The sequence below is a fragment of the Acidobacteriota bacterium genome, from assembly GCA_016716715.1.
In the GTDB taxonomy this organism is placed as follows: domain Bacteria; phylum Acidobacteriota; class Thermoanaerobaculia; order UBA5066; family UBA5066; genus Fen-183.
On the sequence record JADJVE010000019.1, the window covers coordinates 308670 to 333868 of the forward strand.

A 25199-nucleotide genomic window follows, 5' to 3' on the forward strand; every position below is an offset into this window, starting at 1 on the left:
CGGCGCGGGCGGGATGGGGGAGGTCTATCGGGCGAAGGACACGCGCGTCGACAGGCAGGTGGCGCTGAAGGTCCTGCCGGAAGAGTTCTTCGAGAATGAAGAGCGCAGGGCGCGCTTCGAGCGCGAGGAGCAGGCTCCTCGCGAGCCTCAACCACCCGGGCATCGCCGTCCTCTACTCATTCGAAGAGGTCTCGGCCGCCACTCCTCGTCCAGGAGCTTCTCGAAGGCGAGACGCTCGCGGGGCGCTCGCGGCGGGGAAACTCTCGCAGCGAAAGTCTCTCGACTACGCGCTGCAGATCGCGCACGGTCTCGCCGCCGCGCACGAGAAGGGGATCGTCCACCGGGACCTCAAGCCCGAGAACCTGTTCGTCACGAAGGACGGCCGGATCAAGATCCTGGACTTCGGCCTGGCCAAGCTCAACCAACCGGAAGACGGCCACAAGGCGACGGACCTGCCGACGGCATCGGCGGGAACGGAGCCCGGCGTGGTGATGGGGACGCTCGGGTACATGTCGCCCGAGCAGGTCAAGGGCAAGCCGGCGGACGCGCGGAGCGACATCTTCTCGTTCGGGGCGATCCTCTACGAGATGCTCTCGGGGCAGCGGGCGTTTCACCGCGACTCGGCGGCCGAGACGATGTCGGCGATCCTGCGCGAGGACCCGCCGGATCTTTCCGTCACGAACCAGAACATCCCGCCCGGCCTCGAGCGGATCGTCCGCCACTGCATCGAGAAGAATCCCGAGCAGCGGTTCCACTCCGCGCACGACGTCGCGTTCGCCCTCGAGACGCTCTCGACGGAGTCGGGCGCGAGCCCCGTCGCCCTTTCGTCCCGGCGCCCGGCGCGACGCTTCGGAGCGGCGTCGCTCGCGGCGCTCGTCGTGGCGGCTCTCGCGGTGGGCCTTTTCGCCGGCCGCGCGATCTGGAGGAAGGGTCCCGCCGCCCCGCCCGCCTTCAAGCGGCTGACGTTCGGCCGCGGACCCATCGCGTCCGCGAGGTTCGCTCCCGACGGCCAGGTCATCGTCTACGCGGCGTCCTGGGACGGCGCCCAGAAGCCGCAGCTCTACACCGTGAGGCCCGAGAGCCCCGAGTCGCTGCGCCTCGCCCTCCCCACGGGGCGCGTCGACTCGATCTCGAGCAAGGGCGACATGCTCCTCCTGAACCTGCTCAAGTTCGGGGCGGGTTACGCGCGGATCGGCACCCTTTCGCAGACTCCCTTGTCGGGCAGCGCGGCCCGGGAGCTCCTCGAGGACGTGGGCGACGCCGACTGGGCGCCGGAAGGCGGATCTTTCGCGGTCGTGCGCGCACCGGAATGGCGCTACCGGCTGGAGTACCCGGCGGGAAAGGTCCTCTACGAGACGACGGGCTGGATCAGCTTCCCGCGGATCTCCCCGAAGGGAGACGCCGTCGCGTTCCTCGACCACCCCCTCTTCGGGGATGACCGCGGCTCCGTCGCGATCGTGGATCGCTCGGGCAACAAGAAAACCCTTTCGACCGGATGGGAAAGCATGCAGGGCGTTGCGTGGTCGCCCTCCGGCGAGGAGATCTGGTTCACGGCGGCGCGGGCCGGCAACTCCCGCGCTCTCTACGCCGTCACCCCGTCGGGACGCCAGCGCCCGATCGCGACGACCCCTTCCGGGATGACGCTTCAGAGCATCTCGCGCGACGGGCGCGTGCTCTTCGTCGAGAGCAACGCGCGCCTCGGGTTCCTGGGGCTCCTGCCGGGCGAGACGAAGGAACGGGACCTCTCGGGCCCGGAATGGTCGTTCTCGCCGATCCTGTCCGCGGACGAGAAGTCGGTCGTCTTCTCGGAGCAGGGAGAAGCGGGAGGCGCGGGCTACTCCGTGTACCTGCGCAGGGTGGACGGGTCGGCCGCCGTGCGACTGGGCGAAGGCGTGCCGCTCGCGATGTCACCCGACGGGAAATGGGTGCTCACGGCGCTCATCCAGTCCGCGCCTTCGCAGATCGTTCTCCTTCCGACCGGAGCCGGGGACCCGAGGCCGTTTCCGAAGGACCAGATCGAGCACGCGAACGGCTTCTTCGGGGCGTTCCTTCCGGACGGAAAGCAGATCGTCTTCAACGGAAACGAGCCCGGCCGCCGGCCGCGCGTCTTCGTCCAGGATCTCGCCGGAGGCACGGCGAAGCCCGTCACTGTCGAAGGCGTCGAGGGAGTGCTCCTTTCGCGGGACGGCAGGACGCTCGTGACCCACGCGCCGGACGGAAGCTTCGCCCTCACGGGCCTCGAGGGCGGCGCCTCCCGCCCGATTCCGGGAGTCAAGACCGGCGACGTCCCGCTGCGCCTCACCGCCGACGGCCGGCACATCTTCCTGCGGGACGAGTCGAAGGACTTCCCCGCGCGCGTCTTCCGGCTGGATCTCGCCACGGGCCGGCGGGAGACGTGGAAGGAGCTCACGCCTGGCGACCCGGCCGGCATCACCCTGCTGCAGCCCGCGACCCTCTCCGACGACGGCAAGACCATCCTCTTCATCTACTCGCGGGTTCTCTCCGACCTTTATCTGGCGGAGGGGCTGAAATGATCGCTCCCGGCACGAAGCTCGGCCCGTACGAGATCCTCGGCCAGATCGGCGCCGGGGGGATGGGAGAGGTCTACAAGGCGAAGGACACTCGCGTCGACCGGACGGTCGCCGTGAAGGTCCTGCCGGAAGAATTCTTTGAAGGTGAAGAGAGGAGGCAGCGGTTCGAGCGCGAGGCGAAGCTCCTCGCGAGCCTGAATCACCCCGGCATCGCCACCCTCTACTCATTCGAAGAGATCGGGGGGAGGCATCTTCTCGTCATGGAGCTCGTCGACGGGGAGACGCTGCGCGAAAGGATCACGGCGGGCGCGCTGCCCGTACGGAAGGCCGTTGAGCTCGGTGTGCAGATCGTGCGCGGCCTCGCGGCCGCGCACGAGAGCGGCATCGTCCACCGGGACCTCAAGCCGGAAAACGTCGTCCTCACGAAGGACGGGCGCGCGAAGATCCTCGACTTCGGCCTCGCAAAGCAGCGCGCCGTCGCAGCCGGAGAGGACACGAAATCGCCGACGATGGCGAAGGCGACGGACGCAGGGACCCTCCTCGGGACCGTCGGCTACATGGCGCCCGAGCAGGTGCGCGGGCTGCCGGCCGACGCCCGCTCCGACATCTTCGCTTTCGGGTGCGTTCTCTTCGAGATGCTGACGGGCAAACGCGCGTTCAAGGGCGACTCGGCGATCGAAACGATGAACGCGATCCTGAAGGAGGAGCCGGCTGAGCCGGACCTCTCGGGCGCGAAGATCCCGCCCGAGCTCGACCGCCTCGTACGGCACTGCCTGGAGAAGAATCCGGCCGAGCGCTTCCAGTCGGCCCGCGACCTCGCGTTCGACCTCGAGGCGTCGGCCGGGAGCTCCGCGACCGGCCGCGCCGCACCGCTGGCGTCGGCGCCCGGTCGCCGGACGATTCCGGCCGTCCTCGCCGCTGCGCTCCTCGCCGCTGCAGCGTTTGGCCTCGGGCACTGGAAGGGGAAGAGCTCGATCGCCGCTGTCCCCTCGTTCGCCCAGCTCACGTTCCGGCAGGAGCCGATCTTCAAGGCCCGGCTCGCTCCGGACGGAAAGACGGTCGTTTACAGCGCGGCACCCTCAGGGAACACGCCGGAGATCTTCTCGCTGCGGTCGGACTTCCCGGGAGCGAGCCCGCGCTTGCTGCGTTCCGGCCAGCTGCTTGCGATCTCGTCCAAGGGTGAGCTGGCGGTCCTGACGCGATCCCGGTACATCGGCCACAGCCTGTTCGAAGGAACGCTCGCGCGCATGCCTCTGGAAGGCGGCGCGCCAAGAGAAATCCTGGACGGAGTGCGGGAGGCCGACTGGTCTCCGGACGGGGTGGATCTCGCCGTGATCCGCGACATCGGCGGGAAGGACCGGCTGGAGTTCCCGGCCGGGAAGATCCTCGCCGAAACCGGCGGCTACTTCAGCGAGCCGCGCTTTTCGCCGCGGGGGGACCGGATCGCGTTCTTCGAGCACCCGTTCAAGTACGACGATCGGGGAGAGGTTGCCGTGGTGGACCTCGCGGGGAAGAAGACCGTCCTGTCAGAGGGCTACTGGGGCGAGGAAGGACTGGCCTGGTCTCCCTCGGGAGACGAGGTCATGTTTTCCGCGGGAAACGCCTACAACAACTTCCGGGTCTACGCGGTCGGCCTTTCGGGCAAGCGCCGGGTTGCGCTCGAAAGCGCGGGTGGCCTCACGATCCACGACATCCGGGCCGACGGGCGCTGGCTCGCGACGAGGGACGACTTCTTCCGCGAGATGCAGGTCCTCGCTCCCGGCCAGTCCCGCGAACGCGACCTCTCGTGGCTCGACCTCTCCGATCCGGCGGCGTTGAGCGCGGACGGCAAGACGCTGCTCTTCATGGAGGAAAGCGGGAGCGTCGGCGTGAACTATGCCGTCTGCCTGCGCCAGACCGACGGGTCGCCGGTCGTGCGGCTCGGAGAAGGTGCCGCCAACGACCTTTCCCGGGACGGGAAGTGGGCGCTCGCGAACGTGCCGTCGAAGCCACCGCAGCTGCTGCTGTACCCGACGGGCGCCGGCGAGCCCCGCAAGCTCGAGCGCGGGGGCCTCGTCAGCTACGAGTCGGCGCAGTTCTTTCCCGACGGCAAAAGAGTCCTTGCCTGCGGCCCCGAGGAGGGAAAGGGCGTCCGGTGCTACGTGCAGGACGTGGCGGGCGGGAAGCCCCGTCCGGTGACGCCCGAAGGCACGAGCCAGGGATTCGTCTCGCCCGACGGCCGGCAGGTCCTCGCGAAGGCGAGCGGCGGCGCTCTCGTTCTTTACCCGGCGGAGGGGGGCGAGGCGCGGCCCCTGCCGGGAGCGGTCTCGGAGGACTCGGTCATCCGGTGGAGCGCGGACGGCCGTGCGGTCCTCGTCTCTCGCCGTGGAGAGGTCCCCGCGCGCATGGAGAGGCTCGACGTTGCGACGGGCAGACGGGAGGCGATGCGAACGGTCGGGCCCACGGACCTCGCCGGCGTCCTGAGCGTAGGCCCGTTCGTCTTCAGCAACGACGGCAAGAGCTACGCGTACGCCTGCCGGCGCATGTCGTCTCATCTCTTTCTCGTGGAGGGCGCGCGATGAGCCTCGCTCCCGGCACGAAGTTCGGCCCGTACGAGATCCTCGCGCCGCTCGGCGAGGGCGGGATGGGCGAGGTCTACCGGGCGAAGGACGCGCGGCTGGGCCGCGAGGTCGCGTTGAAGGTGCTCTCCGCGCGCGTCGCGACGAATGCGTCCGCGCGCGAGAGGTTCGAGCGCGAGTCGAAGGCCGTGGCCGCCCTCTCGCATCCCAACATCCTCGCCCTCTACGATGTGGGCCTCGAAGGCGAGACCGCCTACGCGGTCACGGAGCTTCTCGAGGGGCAGACGCTCAGGAAGGCGCTCCAGCCGGGAAACCTCCCGATCCGCAAGGCCCTCGACTACGCGATGCAGGTCGGGAAGGGCCTCGTGGCGGCGCACGAGAAGGGGATCGTCCACCGGGACCTCAAGCCCGAGAACCTCTTCGTGACGCGGAGCGGCCACGTCAAGATCCTCGACTTCGGGCTCGCGAAGCTCTCGCTGGCCGAGAGCGACGACTCCGGCCCCGCGGGCATCTCCAACGAAGGGCAGACAGAGCCCGGTCGCATCCTCGGCACCGTCGGATACATGTCGCCCGAGCAGGCGCGGGGCCAGACGGCGGACGCGCGCTCGGACATCTTCAGCCTCGGGGCGATCCTCTACGAGATGCTCTCGGGCAAGAGGGCGTTCCACAAGGACTCGGGGATCGACACGCTCTCCGCGATCCTCAAGGAAGAGCCGCCCGATCTCGTCCTCACGAATCAGCTCGTCCCCGCGGGTCTCGACCGCCTCGTGCGCCACTGCCTCGAGAAGGATCCGGCGCTCCGCTTCCAGACGGCGCGGGACCTCGTGTTCGATCTCGAGACGCTCTCGGGCGAATCGCTGTCCGGGTCGCTCGGGATCGCGGCGCCGGAGGAGCGTCCATCGGTCTGGAGACGGTCGCGCCTGTTCCTCGCGGCGGCGCTGGTCGCGCTACTCGCTGCTGGAGCCGCGTGGGTCCTCGCCACCCGCGTGCGGGGCAGGGCCCAGGGAGGAACGCTCTGGCCGACCTTCCAGCGCCTGACGTCGCAGCCTGGCGGTGAGACCAAGCCCGCCGTCTCGCCCGACGGTGAGACCGTCGCCTTCGTCGGCACGGCCTCGGGCCATCGGGACATCTGGATCCAGCGCGTCGGGAGCGACAAGGCGATCAACCTCACCGCGGACTCCTCCGTCGACGAGATGGACCCCGCGTTTTCGCCCGACGGGTCCCTCATCGCCTTCCATTCCGACCGCGAAGGCGGAGGGCTCTTCGTGATGGGCGCACTCGGCGAGTCGGTGCGGCGCGTGACGACGGGCGGCTTCTCTCCGGACTGGACGCCGGACGGGAAGGAGATCGTCTATGCGGACGAGGAGATTACCTCGCCGCTCCTGCGCAGCCGGAGCAAGCTCTGGGCGGCGAACGTGGCCTCGGGCCAGAAGAGGCTTCTGCTCGCGACGGATGGCGTCGAGCCCGCGGTCTCGCCGCACGGCCTGCGCGTGGCGTTCTGGGGCCTCAAGGGCGACACCGCCCAGCGCGACGTGTACACGATCCCGCTCGCGGGCCTCAAGGACGGAGAGACCGCCGTTCCCGTGACCGACGACGCCGCGGTGGACCTCAGTCCGTTCTGGTCGCCCGACGGGAAGACGCTCTACTTCGGCAGCGACCGCGGGGGAAGCTTCAACCTCTGGCGGGTTCCGATCGACGAGAAGTCCGGGCAGACCCGTGGCGATCCCGAGCCCGTGACGCTCCCGACGACGTGGGCCGGGGTCTTCCCCGGTTCCTTCCGCGGCGCGAGATCCCGCTCGCGCATCGCCTTCACGGCGCCGGCGGAGCTGATGACCATCGAGAAGGTGACGCTCGACCCCGCGACCCTCGCTCCCGCGGGTCCGCCGGCCGTCCTCCGCCGCGGCTCGGCGATGTTCCTGGACCTCGAGCTTTCGGCCGACGGATCGACCCTCGCGACTCGGACGCAGGGCGCCACCGAAAACCTCTGCGTCCTCCCTGCGGACGGCACGAGCCTCCGCCAGCTCACGCGCGACTCCTTCCGGAACCGCTGGGCGCGCTGGTCGCCGGACGGGCAGAGGATCTTCTTCTACTCGAACCGCAGCGGCGCTTACGGCGTCTGGACGATCAAGCCCGACGGGAGCGACATGACGCGCATCGCCGGCCTGCCCGAGGCGAGCTGGGCCGCGCCCGTCCCGTCGCCGGACGGCGCCCTGATCGCGCTCGGAAGGCCGTCTACGGCCCACGTCGTCGTGGTCCCGCTCGCGCCGGCTGCTGCGGGGTCGGGCGGGGCGCCGGCGCTGCTGCTCGAGATCGAGGGGAAGTGGGCATGGGACTGGTCTCCCGACGGGCGCCAGCTGCTCGTATCGCGGAGGGGGGCCGTATCCGCGTCCGGAGTGCTCCTGTGCGGAGTGCCCGGCGGCCGATGCGAAGTCCTCGCGCCGAATGCCGAGCAGGGGCGGTTCTTCCCCGACGGGCGGCGCGTCGGCTACGTGGAACGCGGCGAGATTCACGTGCGCGACCTCGCAACCGGCGGGTCGTGGGTGCTGGTCTCCGCGAACGCGGACTCCCCGATCACCCGCTTCTGCATCTCCCGCGACGGTCGGACGCTCTATCTCCTCCGTGACGTGAGCGAGGGCGACATCTGGGTCGCGACGTTCCCGTGACGCTCGCGTCCGGCACGAAGCTCGGTCCGTACGAGATCCTCGCTCCGCTCGGCGCGGGGGGAATGGGAGAGGTCTACCGGGCGCGGGATGCGCGCGTCGACCGGGCGGTCGCGTTGAAGGTATTGCCGGAAGAGTTCTTTGAAAGTGAGGAGAGGAGAGGACGCTTCGAGCGCGAAGCGCGAACGCTCGCGAGCCTGAACCATCCCGGGATCGCCCATCTCTACTCATTCGAAGAAATTCCTTCTCCCTCCTCTTCCTCTTCGCGCCACCTCCTCGTCATGGAGCTGGTCGAGGGCGAGGGCCTCGACCAGCGCATCGCCTCGGGCTCCCTCTCGCTCGAAGAAACACTCTCCGTTTCCCGGCAGATCGCCGAGGCGCTGGAGGCCGCGCACGAGAAGGGGATCGTCCATCGCGACCTCAAGCCGGCGAACGTCAGGGTCACGCCCGACGGGCGCGTGAAGCTGCTGGATTTCGGCCTCGCGAAGATCTTCGATGGCGACGCGGGGCCCGGTTCGTCGCCGTCGGTCACGCATTCGCCGACCCTGACGGCGCGCGGGACGGCAGCAGGCGTGATCCTCGGGACTGCGGCGTACATGAGCCCCGAGCAGGCGCGCGGCAAGCCCGTCGACAAGCGGACGGACGTCTGGGCGTTCGGGTGCGTGCTGTTCGAGATGCTGACGGGAAAGCGCGCCTTCGAGGGCGAGACCGTCACGGACGTCCTCGCCGCCGTTCTCACCAGAGACCCGGACTGGGCGGCACTGCCGGCAGGGACACCGGAGAGAGTCAGAGAGATCCTTGGAAAGTGCCTGAGGCGCGACGCAAAGCTGAGGCTGCGCGACATCGGCGACGCGCGGCTGGATCTCGAGGAGGTGGGCCCGCCCGGACCTTCGGGCGCATTCACCTTAGAAGAAAAGACCGCGGTGCCAGACCCCACTGTAGCAAGTGCGGAACGAACGAAACGTGAGAGAGGGAGCAAGAGACGTCTCTATTTCTCCTGGGCGATTGCGGCCGCGTGCGCGGCCGCGGCGGGAGCGCTCGCGCTGCGCGCGCGCGCACCGCGAGTGGCACCCGCGCTCACCTGGCACCGCCTCACGTTCGAGAACGGCACCGTGCTGTCGGCCGGCTTCGCCTCGGGCAGCAAGGTCGTCTACAGCGCGGCCTGGGGCGGCGCGCCTTCCGCCGTGTACTCGACGGGGATCGACTTCTCCGAGTCGAAGGTGCTGGTCCCGGCGCCTTCGAAGCTTCTCTCGGTTTCGAAGAGCGGCGAAATGGCGGTGCTGCTTCGGGCCAAGCCGCTCGGTTGGTTCGCGATGGAGGGGACGCTGGCCCGGGTCCCGGCCGACGGCGGGGCGCCGCGCGAGCTGCTCGAAAAGGTCATGGACGCGGCGTGGTCACCCGACGGGTCGCAGCTCGCGATCGTCCGGCGCGCGGGCGGAAAAGTCCGGCTGGAGTTTCCGCCGGGGCGGGTCCTCTACGAGACGTTCGGCGAGATCACATCTCCCCGGTTCTCACCGAAGGGGGACCGGATCGCCTTCGCGGATCACCCGGCCAAGCGCGGCAACTGGGGAACCGTTTCCGTCGTGGATCTGGAAGGCCGAAGGTCCGTCTGGTCGCCGATCTACGAAGTCATCGAAGGGCTCGTCTGGGCCCCCTCCGGGCAGGAAGTCTGGTTCGGGGCCGAGGGGGCACGGAATGCCATCCAGCTCTTCGCCGCCAGCCCCGGCCAGAAGCCGCGGCTGGTCGCCGAGGTCCCCGGCGACCTGGCGCCGCTGGCGATTGGTCCGGACGGCCGCATGCTCGTCAACCGTCTTTCGCACCGGTCGCAGATCGCCTGCGCTCTCGGCGGGGATTCCCGCCCGCGCGACCTTGCATCGCTGGGCTCATCCCTTCTCGGAGATCTTTCCCCGGATGGAAAGAAAGTCCTGCTCACTTACCGGGGGCCAGGCGCGCAATCGAGCGAAGGGGACGTCGTTCTTCGCCCGACCGACGGCGACTCGTTCGTGCGCCTTGGGAGAGGGGCGGGCATGGCGCTCTCCCCGGACGGCCGGTGGGCCGCCGCCGTCCTGTGGGGCAACGACGCCTTCACGAGAATCTGGGCGAGCGAAAAACCATCGGGCGCGCCGCCTCGCACCGACTCCCCGCCCGTGGTCGTGGATTCGATTGTCCTTTTGCCGACCGGCGCCGGCGACTCCCGCACCCTCCCGATGGGAGGGCTCGCCATCATTCGCGCGATCGGATTCCACCCGGACCACCGCCGTTTGATCGTCTCCGGAAGCAATCTGGGAGAGGCCGAACGAATCTGGTCGCGGGAGATGGAAGGCGGCGCGCCTCCCCGTCCCATCTCGCCGCCCGGGTTGTATGCGCTCTCGTCTGCCTTTCTGTCTCCCGACGGCCGCTGGGCGGCCGCGGTGGACGGGGACGACGCCCTCTGGCTCGTTCCGGTGGACGGAGGCGAACCGAAGCGGATGCCGGGTGTCGAGGACGGCGAAATGTTCGCCGGCTGGGCAGGAGACGGCAAGGCGATCCATGTCTTTCGCTACTCGGGAAAACTCATCATCCACCGCGTGGAATTTCCGACCGGCGTCCGCCGGCAGTGGAAGGAAGCGTTTCTCCCCGACACGATCAGCGCGCAGGAGCCGTCCAGGGTCGTCGTCGCGAGAGATGCCGACGCCTGGGCCGCCGGCTACGAGAGCCTTCTGGGCGAGCTTTACGTCGTGGCAGGACTGAAATGACCCTCTCACCCGGCACCAAGCTCGGCCCCTATGAGGTGGTCGCCGCTATCGGGGCGGGCGGGATGGGCGAGGTCTATCGGGCGAGGGACGCGCGCCTCTCGAGGGACGTCGCGGTGAAGGTGCTTCCGGAAGAGCTCTTTGAAGGCGAAGAGAGGAGACAGCGGTTCGAGAGGGAAGCGCGGCTGCTCGCAGCGCTCAACCATCCGGGAATCGCCGCCATCTACTCATTCGAAGAAATCCCCTCTTCGGCTTCCTCCGCGTCGCGCCACATTCTCGTGATGGAGCTGCTCGAAGGCGAGACGCTCCGCGCGAAGCTGGCGGGCGGCGCGATCGCGCCGCGCAAGGCGGTCGATTTCGCGCAGCAGATGGCGCAGGGTCTTGCCGCCGCGCACGACAAGGGGATCGTCCACCGCGACTTGAAGCCCGAGAACGTCTTCGTCACGAAGGACGGGCGCGTCAAGATCCTCGACTTCGGGCTCGCCCGCCAGGCGGAGCGGAAGCTCGCCGAGGACGAGACGAGCGCGCCCACGGCTGCCCGGCACACCGATCCGGGAACCGTGATGGGAACGGTTGGCTACATGTCGCCCGAGCAGGTGAAGGGTCTCCCGGTCGACAATCGGTCGGACCTCTTCGCGTTCGGCGCGATCCTCCACGAAATGCTTTCGGGCAGGATCGCGTTCAAGCGCGACACGCCTCCCGAGACTCTGACGGCGATCCTGCGCGAGGAGCCCGCCGACCTCTCGGGCCCGAATCGCATCGTCGACCCCGCGCTCGAGCGGCTCGTGCGCCACTGTCTCGAGAAGAGCCCGGAGGAGCGCTTCCAGTCCGCGCGGGATCTCGCGTACGCCCTCTCGACGCTGACGTCCTCGTCCGGCGCGCTCAGCGGGGCGACGGGCGCCGTGAGCGCTCGAGCAGCTGGCCGGCGCTTCCGGCCGGCGATCCCTGCTGCCGTCGCCGCAGGCATCCTCCTCGGTGCCGTTGCGACGGGCGTCCTCCTCCGGCCGAGGCCGATCGCGCCGCCCGAGTTCCAGGTTCTCACGTACTCGGGGAGCGACGGGCAGCCGTCGGTGTCGCCGGACGGAAGAACGATCGCCTTCGTCTCCTCCCGTGACGGCCGGCCCCGCGTCTGGGTCAAGCAGGTCGTCGGCGGCGCCGAGGCGGTCCTCACCGAGGGTCCGGACGCCCAGCCGCGTGTCTCTCCGGACGGCTCATCCGTGCTTTTCCTCCGATCGTCCGCCGCGGAGGCGTCCGTCTACCGGGCTGCCCTCGTGGGCGGCGAGGCGCGGCGTGTCGTCGGCCCTGCGGTCGCAGCCGACTGGTCGCCGGACGGGAAGGAGATCGTCTTCCTGAGGACGAGCGCCTCGGGGGGCACGATCGACTCGTCGCTCCGGCGCATTGCGCTGGATGGCACGAACGAGCGTACCGTCGCGAACGTGCCCGGCCGGCTCCTGACGGCGCCGCGCTGGTCGCCCGACGGCACGACGATCGCCGCGCTCGAGAGCCCGGGGACCGGAACGGCCACGCCGAAACTCGTGCTCTTCCCCGTCGACGGCTCGGCCCCGACGCGTGTCGAAACGCCGGAGACACGCGCCGTGCTCGGATACGCCTGGAACGGGGACAGCCGGCGTGTCGTCTTCCTGGGCGGCGCCTCGTCGGACGCCAACAGCCGCTCCCGGACGGCGAAGGTCTTCCTGAAAGATGTCCGGACGGGAACCTCTCGCGCCGTGATTTCGGGGATCGACTTCGGCGGAAGCCTGGACGTCTTCGGGAACGGCGCTCTCATCCTCGTCACGCTCGCGCGCCGCTCGAACTTGCGGGAGGTCTCGGCGGCGGGCGCCCCGGGTCCCGGCCGGTGGCTCACGCGAGGCGGCAGCATCGACCGCCAGCCCGTATACGCCCCGGACGGCGAGTGGGTGGCGTTCACGTCGAACCGGAGCGGGAACCAGGACATCTGGGAGCTCTCCACGAAGACGGGCGCCGTCCGCCGGCTCACGGAGGATCCCGCCGACGACTTCGATCCTGCGTTCACGCGGGACGGCAAGAGCCTCATCTTCAGCTCCAACCGCGGCGGCCACTTCGAGATCTGGATTGCGACCCGCGATGGGAGCGGCGCGCGCCGCGTGACGGACGACGGCCTGGACGCCGAGAACGCATCCGCCACGCCGGATGGGAAGTGGCTCGTTTACTCGTCCGGCAATCCGGACAAGCGCGGCATCTGGAAGATCCGGCCCGACGGGACGGGCGCAACGCGGCTCGTTGGGGGTCCGGTCATTCTCCCGGAGATCTCGCCAGACGGGCGGGTCGTGTCGTTCGTCACCGTGAGCGGGCCGGACGGGTCCACGAGCGTCTCGGGCGGAGCGAACAGCGCGATCGGCGCCGTGCGCCTCGACGACGGCACGCCCGTCCCGTTCGAGGCCATCGCCACGGGCGCGATCGCCAACCGCGGCCGCCACCGCTGGACGCCGGACGGCGCCTCACTCGTCTTCCTGACGGGCGACCGAAAAGAGACTCTTGGCCTTACGGCCCAGCCCTTCATTCCCGGCAGGGACACATCTTCGGCGCGGCGGTCCGTGGCGGGCTTCATGCCGGACTCCCTCACCGAGTCCTTCGGCATCTCGCCCGACGGCTCGCGCATGACGATCAGCGAGTTCCAGGTCTCCCTCGGCCTCCTCCTGGCCGAAGGAGTCGAGGGCATCGTCGCCAGGCCCGCGCACGGAGTGAAACCATGAGCATCGCAGCCGGCACGAAACTCGGCCCGTACGAAATCCTCTCGCCACTCGGGAAGGGCGGGATGGGGGAGGTCTACCGGGCGCGGGATGCGCGCGTCGATCGGGTGGTCGCACTGAAGGTACTGCCGGAAGAGTTCTTTGAAGGTGAAGAGAGGAGGCAGAGATTCGAGCGAGAGGCTCGAATGCTCGCGAGCCTCAACCATCCAGGGATCGCCGTTCTTTACTCATTCGAAGAAATCCCCTCTTCCTCCTCCTCTTCTCGTTCTTTGGTGTCGCGCCACGTCCTCGTCATGGAGCTCGTCGAGGGCGAAGGCCTCGATGCACGCGCCGCCGCCGGCCCTCTTCCACTCGAGGAGACTCTTTCGTTCGCCCGTCAGATCGCCGAGGCGCTGGAGGCCGCGCACGAGAAGGGGATCGTCCACCGGGACCTCAAGCCCGCAAACGTCATGGTGACGAAGAGCGGGCGCGTCAAGGTGCTCGACTTCGGCCTCGCGAAGATCGCGACGTCCGGCGACGGAGCGCAGGTCGACTCGGAGCTTGCGACGGACATGCGGACCCAGGAGGGCGTCGTGGTGGGGACGGTACCCTACATGTCGCCCGAGCAGGCCCAGGGCCGGCCGCTCGACCACCGGACGGACATCTTCTCCCTCGGAGTCATCCTCTACGAGCTCGCGACAGGGCAGAGGCCGTTCCGGGGTGATTCGTCCGCCGAGCTTCTCTCGTCGATCCTGCGCGACACGCCGCGCCCGCCGGGCGAGCTGCGCCCGGGGCTGCCGGCGGGCCTCGATCGGCTGATCGGGCGTTGCCTCGAGAAGGATCGCGACCAGCGATACGCCACGGCCCACGATCTCACCGTGGACCTCGGCGAGCTGCAGCGCGATCCGACTTCGCCGACGAGGCCCGCGGCGGCCGCTCCGCTCCGCGCGTCGAAGAAGCTCATCCTCCTCGGTGCGGCCGCGCTCGTCGTGGTTCTCGCCGCGGGCGCGTTCGTGGCGATCCGCAGGGCCGGCCGCGGCGCCTCGATCGAATCGGTGGCCGTGCTGCCGTTCGAAAATGCGTCGAACGACCCCGCAATCGAGTACCTCAGCAACGGGATCTCCGAAAGCCTGATCAGCACCCTCTCGCGACTGCCCGGTCTCCGGGTCATCTCGCGAAAGTCGGCCTTCGCCTTCAAGGGCATGAAGCTGGACCCGAAGGAGATCGGCAAGAAGCTCGGCGTCGACGCCCTTCTCCTCGGCACTCTCGAGCAGCGGGGCTCGGACCTGGCCATCACCGCCGAGCTCGTGAGCGTCCGAGACGACACGCAGCTTTGGGGCGAGAAGTACAGCCGGCGGGCGGACGACGTCCTCCGGGTCGAAGGAGAAATCGCCGCCACGATCGCGCGGACCCTGCGCCGCCAGCTGAGCGGGGAAGAGAAGGCGAAGCTCGCCCGCGGCAGGACCGAAGACCCCGAAGCCTATCGCCTCTATCTGAAAGGGCGCGACTATCTCCTGGGCAACCAGCAGGAGATGGACAAGAGCGTCGACTACTTCAAGCAGGCCGTGGCGCGGGCGCCCGACTACGCTCTCGCCTACGCCGGGCTCGCCGAGGCTCACACCCGCCAGGCTTACCTGAGCGGGAGCGGCCGCGCGGAGCCGGCGGGCAAGGCGCGGGCGGCCCTGAGTCGTGCGCTCGAGCTCGATCCGGATCTCGCCGAGGCCCACGCCGTGCTGGGACTCGTCAGTTTCTTCTTCGAGTGGGACTGGGCGGGCGCGGAGGCCGAGTTCCGGCGCGCGCTCGAGCTCAATCCCGGCAGCGGCACGGTTCAGGGTCAGTACGGTTGGTATCTGACCGCGATGGGCCGCCTCGACGAGGGGCTCGCGCACTTGCGGAAGGCCGCCGAGCTCGACCCGCTTTCGGTCGGCCCCATCCACGACATCGCGATCAACTACATGGTCCGGGGAGACCTCGAGCAGGCCGCGACGAACTTCCGCCGCGCGATCGACATCGACCCTAACTGGACCTGGGGCTACGTCAAGCTGGGCCGGACGCTGGCACGCCAGAAGAAGTTTCCCGAGGCGCTCGCCCAGGCCGAGATCGCCGAGAGGAGGATCGCGGGCGGCGCCGCGGCGCTGATGCGCTCGTGGCTCGGAGTCATTTATGCGCTGTGCGGAGAAACCGCGCGTGCCCGCCAGAAGCTCGACGAGCTCCACTCCTTCTCGAAGAGCCAGTACGTGGACCCGGTGACATTCGCCGACGTACACAGCGCCCTGGGCGAGATGGACGAGGCGCTGCACTGGTACGAGAAGGCCTTCGAGGATCGGACGCCGAACATGGCCTACGCGTCCATCGCGCCCGGAATCACCCCCGGGCTCGCCGGTATCGCGCGCTACGAGGCGATCGTCCGCAAGATGAACTTCCCGGGGCCGGCGCGTTGATCGTCATTGATCCCGCAGATATGTTCCTCCATAATGGAGGAACTTAGGAGTAAGTCCATGGCGACGCTGAACGTCAAGAATCTCCCGGATTCCCTGTACAGGAAGCTGCAGAAGCAGGCGAAGCGGCGGCACCGCTCCGTGGCGCAGGAGGTCACGCTGATTCTCGACGAGGCTCTCGAGAGGCCCGTTCCCGTCTCGATCCTGACGCTGCGCGGTCTCGGCAAGGAGCAGTGGTCGGGACTCGACGGCGCGCGCCACGTCGAGGCCGAGCGCAAGGCATGGGACTGATCGGCGAGATCGGCGCCGGCCCGGTGGCGCTCGACACGGTGGCCTTCATCTATTTCATCGAAGAGAACCCCAGGTTTCTGAGGGCCCTGGAGCCCGTCTTCGAAGCGGTCGACGAGGGGCGGCTCGCGGCCGTCACGTCGAGCTTGACCCTGCTCGAAGTCCTCGTCGTTCCGCTTCGCGCGGGCAATGTCGCCCTGGCGGATCGATATGAGCAGGCGCTGACGCGAGGCCGCGGCCTCACGTTGATCGACGTCGATCGCGGGCAGCTTCGCGCGGCGGCACAGCTGCGCTCGGTGTTTCCGAAGGTCCGGACGCCGGATGCCCTCCAGCTTTCGGCGGCACTGTCCGCCGGATGCTCCGCCCTGCTGACGAATGACCGGCAGCTCCCGGTGATTCCCGGTTTGCGCGTCCTGCAGCTCGAGAACTATTCGAGATGACGCTCGCGTCCGGCACGAAGCTCGGCTCGTACGAAATCCTCTCCCCGCTCGGCGCGGGCGGGATGGGGGAGGTCTACCGGGCGAGGGACCCGCGCCTCGCGAGAGAGGTCGCGGTCAAGGTGCTGCCGGAAGAGTTCTTTGAAGGTGAAGAGAGGAGACAGCGGTTCGAGAGGGAGGCGCGGCTGCTCGCAGCGCTCAATCATCCCGGAATCGCCGCCATCTACTCATTCGAAGAAATCTCTTCCTCTTCATCTTCCTCTTCTTCGACGCGTCACCTCCTCGTCATGGAACTGGTCGAAGGCGACGACCTCGCGGTGCGTCTCGCGTCCGGCCCTCTTCCACTCGAAGAATCTCTTTCTCTCGCCCGCCAGATTGCCGAGGCGCTGGAAGCGGCGCACGAGAAGGGGATCGTGCACCGCGACCTCAAGCCCGCGAACGTGAAGGTCACGCCCGACGGGCGCGTGAAACTGCTCGACTTCGGCCTCGCGAAGATCTTCGAAGGTGAAGGGGATTCTTCGAAAGGGGGTTCGGGGGGAGGGCTGACGAAATCTCCGACGCTCACGGCGCGCGGGACGGCGGCGGGGATGATCCTCGGCACCGCGGCGTACATGAGCCCCGAGCAGGCGCGCGGCAAGCCGGTGGACAAGCGGACGGACGTCTGGGCGTTCGGGTGCGTGCTCTTCGAGATGCTGGCGGGAAAGCGCGCCTTCGAGGGCGAGACCGTCACGGACGTTCTCGCCGCCGTTCTCACCAGAGACCCGGACTGGGCGGCGCTGCCGGAGGAGACGCCACCGGCCGTAAGAAGAGTTCTTAGAAGGTGTCTGCAGCGGGATGCACGCGGCCGTCTTCGCGACATCGCGGACGCGCGCCTCGAGCTCGAGGAACTTGGATCGGCGTCGGCATCACGCTCCGGCGCCCAATTACCATTCGAAGGAAATCCCCCGTCGCCCGAGCCCTCGGCAGGTCGGATCACTCCGGCGACGTCTGCGAGAGGGAGCAAAAGATCTCTCTATCTCTCATGGGCGATTGCGGCCGCGTTCGCGGCCGCCGCGGGGGCGCTTGCGCTGCGCTCTCGCGCCCCGCAGCGCGCCTCGGTGATCCAGGGCCAGATTTTGCTCTCGTCCGACGACCTGATGGACGGTGGTGGTGCCTCCGTCGTGGTCTCCCCGGACGGAACGCAGCTCGCGTACGCGACGCGCGGCTCCCGCGCCCGTCTCTACTTGAGGAGGCTCGATCGCCTCGTCCCTTCGGAGGTGCCGGAGTCGGACGGCGCCCTCAGCCCCTTCTTCTCGCCGGACGGGAAGTGGATCGGCTTCTTCTCGCGCGGCAAGCTCCGCAAGGCGCCCGTCTCGGGAGGGGCGCCGTCCACGATCTGCGACGCGCCGCTCCCGCGCGGCGGCGCGTGGGTCTCGGACGACGCGATCGTGTTCGCCCCGCAGACGACCGGCGGCCTCTCGGTGGTGCCGGCGTCCGGAGGCGACCCCCGTCCCCTGACGAAGGCGGACGTCGCCGCCCGCGAGCGCTCGCACCGCTGGCCCGTGGCGCTCCCCGGCGGAAAAATGGTTCTGTTCTCGGCGCAGCTCTCGGGCAGCGACTACGACGAGGGGATCGTCGAGGCCGTCGAGCTCGCGACGGGGAAGAGAACCGTCGTCCACAAGGGAGGCGCGTTCCCGCGCTGGGCTCCGTCGGGCCACGTCCTCTTCGCCCGGAAAGGGACGATCTACGCGCTGCCCTTCGACGCGCGCCGGCTCGTTCCGACCGGGCGTCCCGTGCCGGTCCTCGAGAAGGTCATGTCGTCCACGGGAGGGGAGGCCCCCTCCGACGGCAGCGCGCAGATCGACGTGTCGGCCTCGGGGTTCTGCGCGTACCGGACGGGCGAGAACGAGACGGTCTACAGGCTCGCAATCCTCGACCGGAAGGGCACGGTCGTGAGGAAGTCGGCGGCGCCGCGCGGCTTCTCGTGGGCGCGCTTCGCGCCCGACGGGAGTCGCGCCGCCGTCGTGATCAGCACGGGGACGCAGAGCGACGTCTGGATCTACGACGCCGCCCGCGACGCCTTCTCGAAACTCACGTTCGAAGGCGACAGCCAGACGGCCGTGTGGAGCCCCGACGGCCGCGACGTCGCCTTCACGTCCGACCGGTCGCTCGGGCTCGTGACGAGCCCCGGAGGCTCTCCCTCGACGATCCGCGGCGTCTATCTGAAGCGCGCCGACGGCTCGGGGACAGCGCGTCTGCTCTTCAAGATGTCGGGGACACTCGGCGTCACGGGTTTCGCGCCGGACGGCCGCACGCTCGCCTTCCAGGTCACGTCGCCGGCGACCCAGCTCGATGTCGGCGTGATCCGGCTCAAGGACGGCCAGGCCGAGGGAGAACCCTCGATCGTGGTCGCCGGTCCCGCGAACGAAGGTGGATGCGCCTTCTCGCCGGACGGCCGCTGGCTCGCGTACGACTCCACCGACGGCGGCCTCGGGCACGTCTTCCTCCGGAGCGCGGCGGGCGGGGACGCGCAGTGGCAGGTCTCGGAGCAGATGGGGTCGAACCCAAGGTGGGCGCGGGACGGAACGCTGTATTTCCTGCGCCAGGACGCGTGGGTCGTGGCGACCCGTGTCACCGCGGACGGAGGCGCGCCCGTCTTCGGAAAAGAAGAAGCGCTTTTCCGGCTCGAGTCGTACGACATCGGCAGCCGGATTACCAACGGATGGGACGTTTCGCCGGACGGACAGCGGTTCGTCGTCCTGCTGCGCGAGGGAGCCGCAAACCCGCTGGAGGCGAATCACGTGACGCTCGTCTCGGATTTCGCGGAGGGGCTCGGGCGCCTGACACCCACGAGCGCGAAGTGACGCGGGCTGCCTGAACGTGCTCGTCGTTCTGCTGAAGATCGTCCTCGCGCTGTGGGTCCTTCGGGCCCTGAACGCAGCGCTGTCGCTCGCGCTCGTCCGGAGTCTCGCGCCCGCGTCGCGGCGAAAGGACGGGTCGCCGCTCGTTTCGATCGTCGTCCCCGCGCGGGACGAGGAGCGCGCGATTGGAGCCGCGACACGCAGCAAGTGCCTGCAGGACGACCCGGCGTTCGAGGTCGTCGTCGTGGACGACCGCTCGTCGGATGGAACGCGGGAGATCCTGCGGCGCCTCGAGGCGGAGTTCCCGGGGACGCTGGGCGTCGTGGACGGCGTCGAGCCGCCGCCCGACTGGCTCGGGAAGCCCCACGCGCTCGACGCGGGCGCGAAGGTCGCGCGGGCGACGCGGCCGGGCGACTGGCTCGTCTTCTCGGACGCGGACGTCGTCTTTGCGCCCGACCTCCTCGCCCGGGCGCTCGCGCACGCGGAGAGGAACCGCCTCGACTTCCTGACGCTCCTTCCGCAGATGGACGCTCACGGGTTCGGCGAGAGGCTCATGGTCCCGACGATCCCGGCGGCCGCGTTCTGCTACCTGCCGGGCTGGCTCATGAACGTCCCGTCCGCGCGGCCGTTTGGGGGCGGGGGAGGCGTCTTCAACCTCATCCGCCGGGACCTCTTCGACCGCATCGGCGGGCACGTGGCGCTGAAGGCGTCTGTCGTGGACGACATCCAGCTCGGCCGCAACGCGCGCCGGGCGGGCGGCCGCACGGGCATCGGCCTCGCGCTCGACTCGATCTCCCTGAGGATGTACCACGGCTTCGCGGAGATCTCGAAGGGTCTGGAGAAGAATGGCTTCTTCGGACTGCTCGCAAGCCTGCCACTGGCCGTCTTGTCGCTCGGGTGGGTTTTCTTTGAAGGTGAATTGCCCTTCGCCGTCCTCGCCGGCGGCGCGCTCGAGCGGGCCGTGGGACGCGGCGCCGCCGCGACCCCTGCCTTCTTTACGCTCGAAGAAATCTCTTTCTCCCTCTTCATCCTCCTTGCGATCCTCGCCGTCCGCGGCGTCCTGGACCTTCGCCTGCGCCTCGGGCTGCTGTCGACTGCCCTGCATCCGATCTGGGTGGCATGCCTGACGTGGATCTTCGCGAAGTCCACGTTCGTCAACGGTGTCCTGCATCGGAACGAGTGGCGGGGGAGGGTGCGGGACGCGCGGACGCTCCGCACCTGACGGGACTGCGAACCGGTCCCTCCCGAGGGTATGCTGGGCCACGGTGAATCCCGGACTCAGTCGTGGCTCGAGAGGGGCGCCGTGACGCTCGCCGCCGGCACGCGCCTCGGCCCGTACGAGATCGTGAGCCTCCTGGGCGCGGGCGGCATGGGGGAAGTCTACCGGGCGCGGGATTCTCGCCTCGCGAGAGACGTCGCCATGAAGGTCTTGCCGGAAGAATTCTTTGAAGGTGAAGAGAAAAGGCAGCGGTTCGAGCGGGAGGCGCGGCTCCTCGCGGCGCTCAACCATCCCGGGATCGCCGCCATCTATTCCTTCGAAGAAATCCCTTCTTCTTCCTCTTCGACACGACATCTCCTCGTGATGGAGCTGGTCGAGGGCTCCGACCTCGCGGCGCGCCTCGCCACGGGCCCTCTTCCACTCGAAGAATCCCTCTCGGTCGCCCGGCAGATCGCCGAAGCGCTCGAGGCGGCGCACGCGAAGGGGATCGTGCACCGGGACCTCAAGCCGGCGAACGTCAAGGTCACGCCCGAGGGCCGCGTGAAGCTCCTCGACTTCGGCATCGCGAAGGCGATCCAGGCGGCGCCGGCCGAAACGCAGGCGCCGACGGCGACCGCTTCGCCCACGCTCGCGGGCGTCGTTCTCGGGACCCCGGCGTACATGAGCCCCGAGCAGGCTCGCGGCGACGCGGTGGACGCGCGCACGGATGTCTGGGCGTTCGGGTGCCTCGTCCACGAGATGGTCACGGGACTTGCACCGTTCCGGCGGCGCACGACGGCGGAGACGCTCGCGGCGGTCCTCGGCGAGAAGCCGAGCTTCGACGAGAGCGGCTGGCGGGCCGCTCCGGCGGCACTGCGCGCGCTCGTCTCGCGTTGCCTGGAACGCGACGCCCGCCTCCGGCCCGCCTCGGGCCGCGATCTCGCCCGTGCCCTCGAGGCGCCCGCGCCTGCCGCCCGCCGAACGCGGCTCCTCGCGTTCCTGGCGGCTGCGTGTGTGCTTGCGGCCGTCCTCCTTGTCGTGCAGGCCCTGCGCCGCGAGACGCGGCGCGCGAGCCCCCCGTCCCCTCCCGGGGCCCTGCCCGCCTCCGTGTCGGGCCCTGCACCGTCGGCGTTCGACCTCTACGAGAAGGCGCTCGCCGCCTATCAGGCGAACACAAAGGCGGAGAACACACGGGCGATCGCGCTCTACGACGAGGCGCTCCGCGTCGAGCCGAAGTACGCGCCCGCCTGGGCGGGGCTCGCCTTCGCGTGCGCCCGGTACAGCTTCCAGTACTTCGACGGGGACCCCAAATGGGCAGGCCGCGCCGAAGAGGCGGCCGCGAGGGCGCTCGAGTACGGTCCGTTCCTCGCGGAGGCGCATCAGGCGCGGGCGCAGGTCCTCTCGTCCCAGCACCAGAACTTCGACTTCCGCAGGGCGCTGCCGGAGGCTCGCCGCGCGCTCGAACTTTCTCCGAAGTTCGCCATTGCGCACTACTGGATGGGTGTCGGTTACGGGCTGCACCTCGGGCTCTTCGACGAAGGCGTGCGCGCCCTCGAGCGGGCGGCGGAGATCAACCCGAAGTGGGCGGCGCCCGTCGCGTCGATGGGGGTTATCCGCCTCCAGCAGGGCCGGTACGACGACGCGCTCACGTTCGCGCGCAAGGCGGTCGAGATGGCGCCGGGCTACAGCGTCGCGTACGTCCCGCTCGTGGAGGCGCTCCTGAGGCAGGGGCGCGACGCCGAGGCCGACGTCGAGATCACCCGCGCACTCGAGAAGGAGCCGCGCAACACGTGGGCCCTGAGCCTCAGAGCCGTCCTCGTGGCGAAACGCGGCGCCTGGGGCGAGGCCGACGCGCTGATCGAGAAGGCCGCCGGTCTCTACGACGACCACCACGTCCAGTACAACGCGGCGCTCGTCGCGGCAGTGCGCGGCGACGCCGCTGGGGCTGTCGAACGTCTCCGGAGGGTGGTCGCCGGCAACTTCAACCCGCACGGCTGGTTTGCCGCCGACCCGCTCCTCGCACCCGTCCGAAACGACGCGGCTTTCCGCGCGTTTCTGGAGGAGTCGCGGCGGACGTTCGAGGCCGACCGCGCGGCGTTCACCGCCCGCTGAGGTGTGCTCGAGGCACCTGATCGAGGTATTCTTCCGGCCCATCCCCTTGGAACGGAGGTTTCGTGGAGCGATTCACCGGACTGATCGGACTCGCGATCGTGTGGGCCGTCGCGCTGCTCCTGTCGAAGAACCGCAAGGCGATCCGCTGGCGGACGATCGGCTGGGCGTTCGCGCTTCAGATGGTGTTCGGCGTCCTGGTCCTCTACTGGGAGCCCGGCAAGCAGGGCCTCGAGTCGTTCTCGAACGGCGTCTCGCACGCGATCGGCTACGCGGACCAGGGGTCGTCCTTCCTGTTCGGCTGGCTCGCCGGTCCGATGGACGCCCTCGGCGAGAAGACGGGCCTCGGCTTCCGGGGGATCATCTTCGCGTTCAAGGTCCTCCCGATCATCATCTTCATCTGTTCGTTCTTCTCGATCCTGTACTACTTCGGGATCATCCAGATCATCGTCAAGGGCATGGCGTGGGTCATGCAGAAGACGATGAAGGTTTCCGGCGCCGAGTCGCTGTGCGTCGCGGCGAACGTGTTCATCGGGCAGACGGAGGCCCCGGTCCTCATCGCGCCCTACATCGTCACGATGACGACCTCGGAGCTCTTCACGATGATGGTCGGCGGCATGGCCCACGTCTCGGGCGCCGTCATGCTCGCGTACGTGCTCATGGGCGCGCCGCTGAAGTACCTCATCACGGCGTCCGTCATGGCGGCGCCGGGCACGTTCCTCATCACGAAGATCATGTGGCCGGAGACGGAGAACCCCGTGACGATGGGCACCGTCAAGATGCAGATCGAGAAGCACGACGCGAACTTCATCGACGCGGCCGCGACGGGCGCCTCGCAGGGCATGACGCTCGTCCTGAACATCGCGGCGATGCTCATCGCGTTCGTCGCCCTCATCGCGATGATCAACGGGTTCCTCGGCTGGGCCGGCGGCCTCGTCGGGTACCCGACGTTCTCGCTCCAGACCGTATTCGGCTGGGTCCTCGGGCCGCTGGCCTGGGCGCTCGGCGCGCCGAAGCAGGACATGGCCACCGTGGGCAACCTCATCGCGAACAAAACCGTCATCAACGAGTTCTTCGCGTTCTCCATGTTCAAGGACGTCGTCGGGACGCTGTCCGAGAAGGGCAAGATCATCGCGACGTTCGCTCTCTGCGGCTTCGCGAACTTCTCGTCCATCGGCATCCAGATCGGCGGCATCGGCGGACTCGCGCCCACGCGCAAGTCCGATCTCGCCCGTCTCGGCTTCCGGGCTCTTCTCGCCGGCTCGCTGGTCAGCTTCATGACGGCCGCCATCGCCGGCATCCTGATGTCCTAGGAGAACACGCGCATGGATCCCAGGCTTTCGGCCGCCGCGGAGTGGCTCCGCGAACGTCTCCCGCACCCGCCGCTCGTCGGCGTGATCCTCGGCTCGGGCCTCGGCGATTTCGCCGACGGCGTGGACGAGGCCGTCGTCGTGCCCTACGGGAAGATCCCGGGCTTCCCGGCCTCGGCAGTGGTGGGCCACGCGGGGGCGCTCGTCGGCGGGAGAGTACACGGCGTTCCGACCGTCGTCCTGTCCGGCCGCGTGCATTTCTACGAGGGCCATCCGATGGCGTCCGTGGTTTTCCCGGCGCGTGTGCTCGGTCTCCTCGGCTGCCGCACGGTGATCGTGACGAACGCCGCGGGCGGCATCGACACGTCCTTCAAGTCCGGGAACCTCATGTTGATCGAGGACCACATCAACGGGTTCGGGACGAACCCGCTCGTGGGCGCCAACGAGGAGGACCTCGGGCCGCGGTTCCCCGACATGTCCGACGCCTACCGCAAGGACCTCCGCGCGATCGCGCTCGCGGTGGCCCGGAAGGAGCGCGTCGTCCTGAAAAAGGGCGTCTACATCGGCGTCCACGGCCCGTCCTACGAGACGCCGGCCGAGATCCGCGCGTTCCGCCGCTGGGGCGCTCACGCCGTGGGGATGTCCACCGTCCCCGAGGTCGTCGCGCTGAACCAGATGAGCGTCGGCGTCATCGGGATCTCCTGCATCACGAACATGGCGGCCGGCGTCCTCAAGAAGCCGCTCGTCCACACCGAAGTCCTCGAAACCACGCAGCGCGTCAAGGGCGAGTTCGTGCGGCTCCTGACCGCGCTCGTGCGCGCGCTCGGCGAGGGCCGGTCCGGGGCAACCGAGGATGCGCTTGCGCCGACGAAGAGGCCTGCGAAGAGGCCCGCGAAGGCGCCGAAGTCGAAGGGAAAGGCACGCCGATGAGCCCGCGGCCGCTGACGGCCGACGAGGTGGCCCGGCTCGTGGCCGCCGCTACGGCGGTCCGCGAGAACGCGGCGGCTCCGTACTCGAAGTTCCGCGTGGGCGCCGCCCTCCTCGCCGAGGACGGGCGCATCTTCACGGGCTGCAACGTCGAGTCCGCGTCGTACGGGCTCACCGTCTGCGCCGAGCGAACGGCCGTCTTCAAGGCGATCTCCGAGGGCGCGAAGGGGTTTCGCGCCGTCGCCGTCGTGACCGACGCCGAGCCTCCGGCCTCGCCCTGCGGCGCCTGCCGCCAGGTGCTCTGGGACCAGTGCCGCGACATCGACGTTCTGATCGCGACGCCGCGCGGCATCGCGACGCGCACGCGACTCGCGGCGCTGCTGCCGATGGCGTTCGAGTTCTAGGGCCAAGAGAAGAGAAGAGGAGATTTCTTTGAAGATGAAGAGGGGAGAAGAGGGAGAAG

14 protein-coding genes are annotated in these 25199 nt (G+C 69.1%); all 14 read left to right on the forward strand.

What is annotated here, in order from left to right; translation table 11 throughout:
* Positions 1-95: 95 nt before the first annotated feature.
* The 14 genes from IPL89_18865 (at position 96) to IPL89_18930 (ending at position 25140) form a co-directional block, all read left to right on the forward strand.
* Positions 96-2534: a protein kinase gene (locus tag IPL89_18865; protein MBK9065212.1), complete on the forward strand. Its 2439-nt coding sequence runs from the start codon at positions 96-98 to the stop codon at positions 2532-2534.
* Positions 2531-5092, forward strand: coding sequence for a serine/threonine-protein kinase (locus IPL89_18870; protein MBK9065213.1), 2562 nt, complete (start codon positions 2531-2533; stop codon positions 5090-5092). Before IPL89_18865 ends, IPL89_18870 begins: the two co-directional genes overlap by 4 nt.
* On the forward strand, positions 5089-7752 hold the full coding sequence (locus IPL89_18875) for a serine/threonine-protein kinase (protein MBK9065214.1): 2664 nt from the start codon (positions 5089-5091) through the stop codon (positions 7750-7752). The genes IPL89_18870 and IPL89_18875 overlap by 4 nt, the downstream gene beginning before the upstream one ends.
* A complete protein-coding gene (locus IPL89_18880) occupies positions 7749-10484 on the forward strand; it encodes a protein kinase (GenBank protein MBK9065215.1) in 2736 nt (911 codons plus the stop codon). The genes IPL89_18875 and IPL89_18880 overlap by 4 nt, the downstream gene beginning before the upstream one ends.
* Positions 10481-13213: a serine/threonine-protein kinase gene (locus IPL89_18885; protein MBK9065216.1), complete on the forward strand. Its 2733-nt coding sequence runs from the start codon at positions 10481-10483 to the stop codon at positions 13211-13213. Before IPL89_18880 ends, IPL89_18885 begins: the two co-directional genes overlap by 4 nt.
* The gene (locus IPL89_18890; protein MBK9065217.1) at positions 13210-15630 is read left to right on the forward strand and encodes a protein kinase; all 2421 of its coding nucleotides are present in this window, start codon (positions 13210-13212) and stop codon (positions 15628-15630) included. The genes IPL89_18885 and IPL89_18890 overlap by 4 nt, the downstream gene beginning before the upstream one ends.
* Positions 15631-15687: 57 nt before the next feature.
* Positions 15688-15918 carry a hypothetical protein gene (locus tag IPL89_18895; GenBank protein MBK9065218.1) on the forward strand — a complete coding sequence of 77 codons (231 nt, stop codon included), beginning with the start codon at positions 15688-15690 and terminating at the stop codon, positions 15916-15918.
* Positions 15909-16355, forward strand: a complete 447-nt coding sequence (locus tag IPL89_18900) for a PIN domain-containing protein (GenBank protein ID MBK9065219.1) — start codon at positions 15909-15911, stop codon at positions 16353-16355. Before IPL89_18895 ends, IPL89_18900 begins: the two co-directional genes overlap by 10 nt.
* A complete protein-coding gene (locus IPL89_18905; protein MBK9065220.1) occupies positions 16352-19195 on the forward strand; it encodes a protein kinase in 2844 nt (947 codons plus the stop codon). Before IPL89_18900 ends, IPL89_18905 begins: the two co-directional genes overlap by 4 nt.
* A 16-nt stretch (positions 19196-19211) precedes the next feature.
* On the forward strand, positions 19212-20414 hold the full coding sequence (locus tag IPL89_18910) for a glycosyltransferase (protein MBK9065221.1): 1203 nt from the start codon (positions 19212-19214) through the stop codon (positions 20412-20414).
* An 81-nt stretch (positions 20415-20495) separates the two neighbouring features.
* A complete protein-coding gene (locus IPL89_18915) occupies positions 20496-22502 on the forward strand; it encodes a protein kinase (protein ID MBK9065222.1) in 2007 nt (668 codons plus the stop codon).
* A gap of 62 nt (positions 22503-22564) precedes the next feature.
* On the forward strand, positions 22565-23812 hold the full coding sequence (locus IPL89_18920) for a NupC/NupG family nucleoside CNT transporter (GenBank protein ID MBK9065223.1): 1248 nt from the start codon (positions 22565-22567) through the stop codon (positions 23810-23812).
* Between the two features lie 12 nt (positions 23813-23824).
* On the forward strand, positions 23825-24739 hold the full coding sequence (locus tag IPL89_18925) for a purine-nucleoside phosphorylase (protein ID MBK9065224.1): 915 nt from the start codon (positions 23825-23827) through the stop codon (positions 24737-24739).
* Positions 24736-25140, forward strand: a complete 405-nt coding sequence (locus tag IPL89_18930; GenBank protein ID MBK9065225.1) for a cytidine deaminase — start codon at positions 24736-24738, stop codon at positions 25138-25140. The genes IPL89_18925 and IPL89_18930 overlap by 4 nt, the downstream gene beginning before the upstream one ends.
* Positions 25141-25199: the final 59 nt, after the last annotated feature.

Bases quoted from the DNA above. Each gene is read 5' to 3' on its own strand.
- IPL89_18865 (MBK9065212.1), top strand. From the start codon at position 96: ATGAAGAGCGCAGGGCGCGCTTCGAGCGCGAGGAGCAGGCTCCTCGCG.
- IPL89_18870 (MBK9065213.1), top strand. From the start codon at position 2,531: ATGATCGCTCCCGGCACGAAGCTCGGCCCGTACGAGATCCTCGGCCAG.
- IPL89_18875 (MBK9065214.1), top strand. From the start codon at position 5,089: ATGAGCCTCGCTCCCGGCACGAAGTTCGGCCCGTACGAGATCCTCGCG.
- IPL89_18885 (MBK9065216.1), top strand. From the start codon at position 10,481: ATGACCCTCTCACCCGGCACCAAGCTCGGCCCCTATGAGGTGGTCGCC.
- IPL89_18890 (MBK9065217.1), top strand. From the start codon at position 13,210: ATGAGCATCGCAGCCGGCACGAAACTCGGCCCGTACGAAATCCTCTCG.
- IPL89_18895 (MBK9065218.1), top strand. From the start codon at position 15,688: ATGGCGACGCTGAACGTCAAGAATCTCCCGGATTCCCTGTACAGGAAG.
- IPL89_18900 (MBK9065219.1), top strand. From the start codon at position 15,909: ATGGGACTGATCGGCGAGATCGGCGCCGGCCCGGTGGCGCTCGACACG.
- IPL89_18905 (MBK9065220.1), top strand. From the start codon at position 16,352: ATGACGCTCGCGTCCGGCACGAAGCTCGGCTCGTACGAAATCCTCTCC.
- IPL89_18925 (MBK9065224.1), top strand. From the start codon at position 23,825: ATGGATCCCAGGCTTTCGGCCGCCGCGGAGTGGCTCCGCGAACGTCTC.
- IPL89_18930 (MBK9065225.1), top strand. From the start codon at position 24,736: ATGAGCCCGCGGCCGCTGACGGCCGACGAGGTGGCCCGGCTCGTGGCC.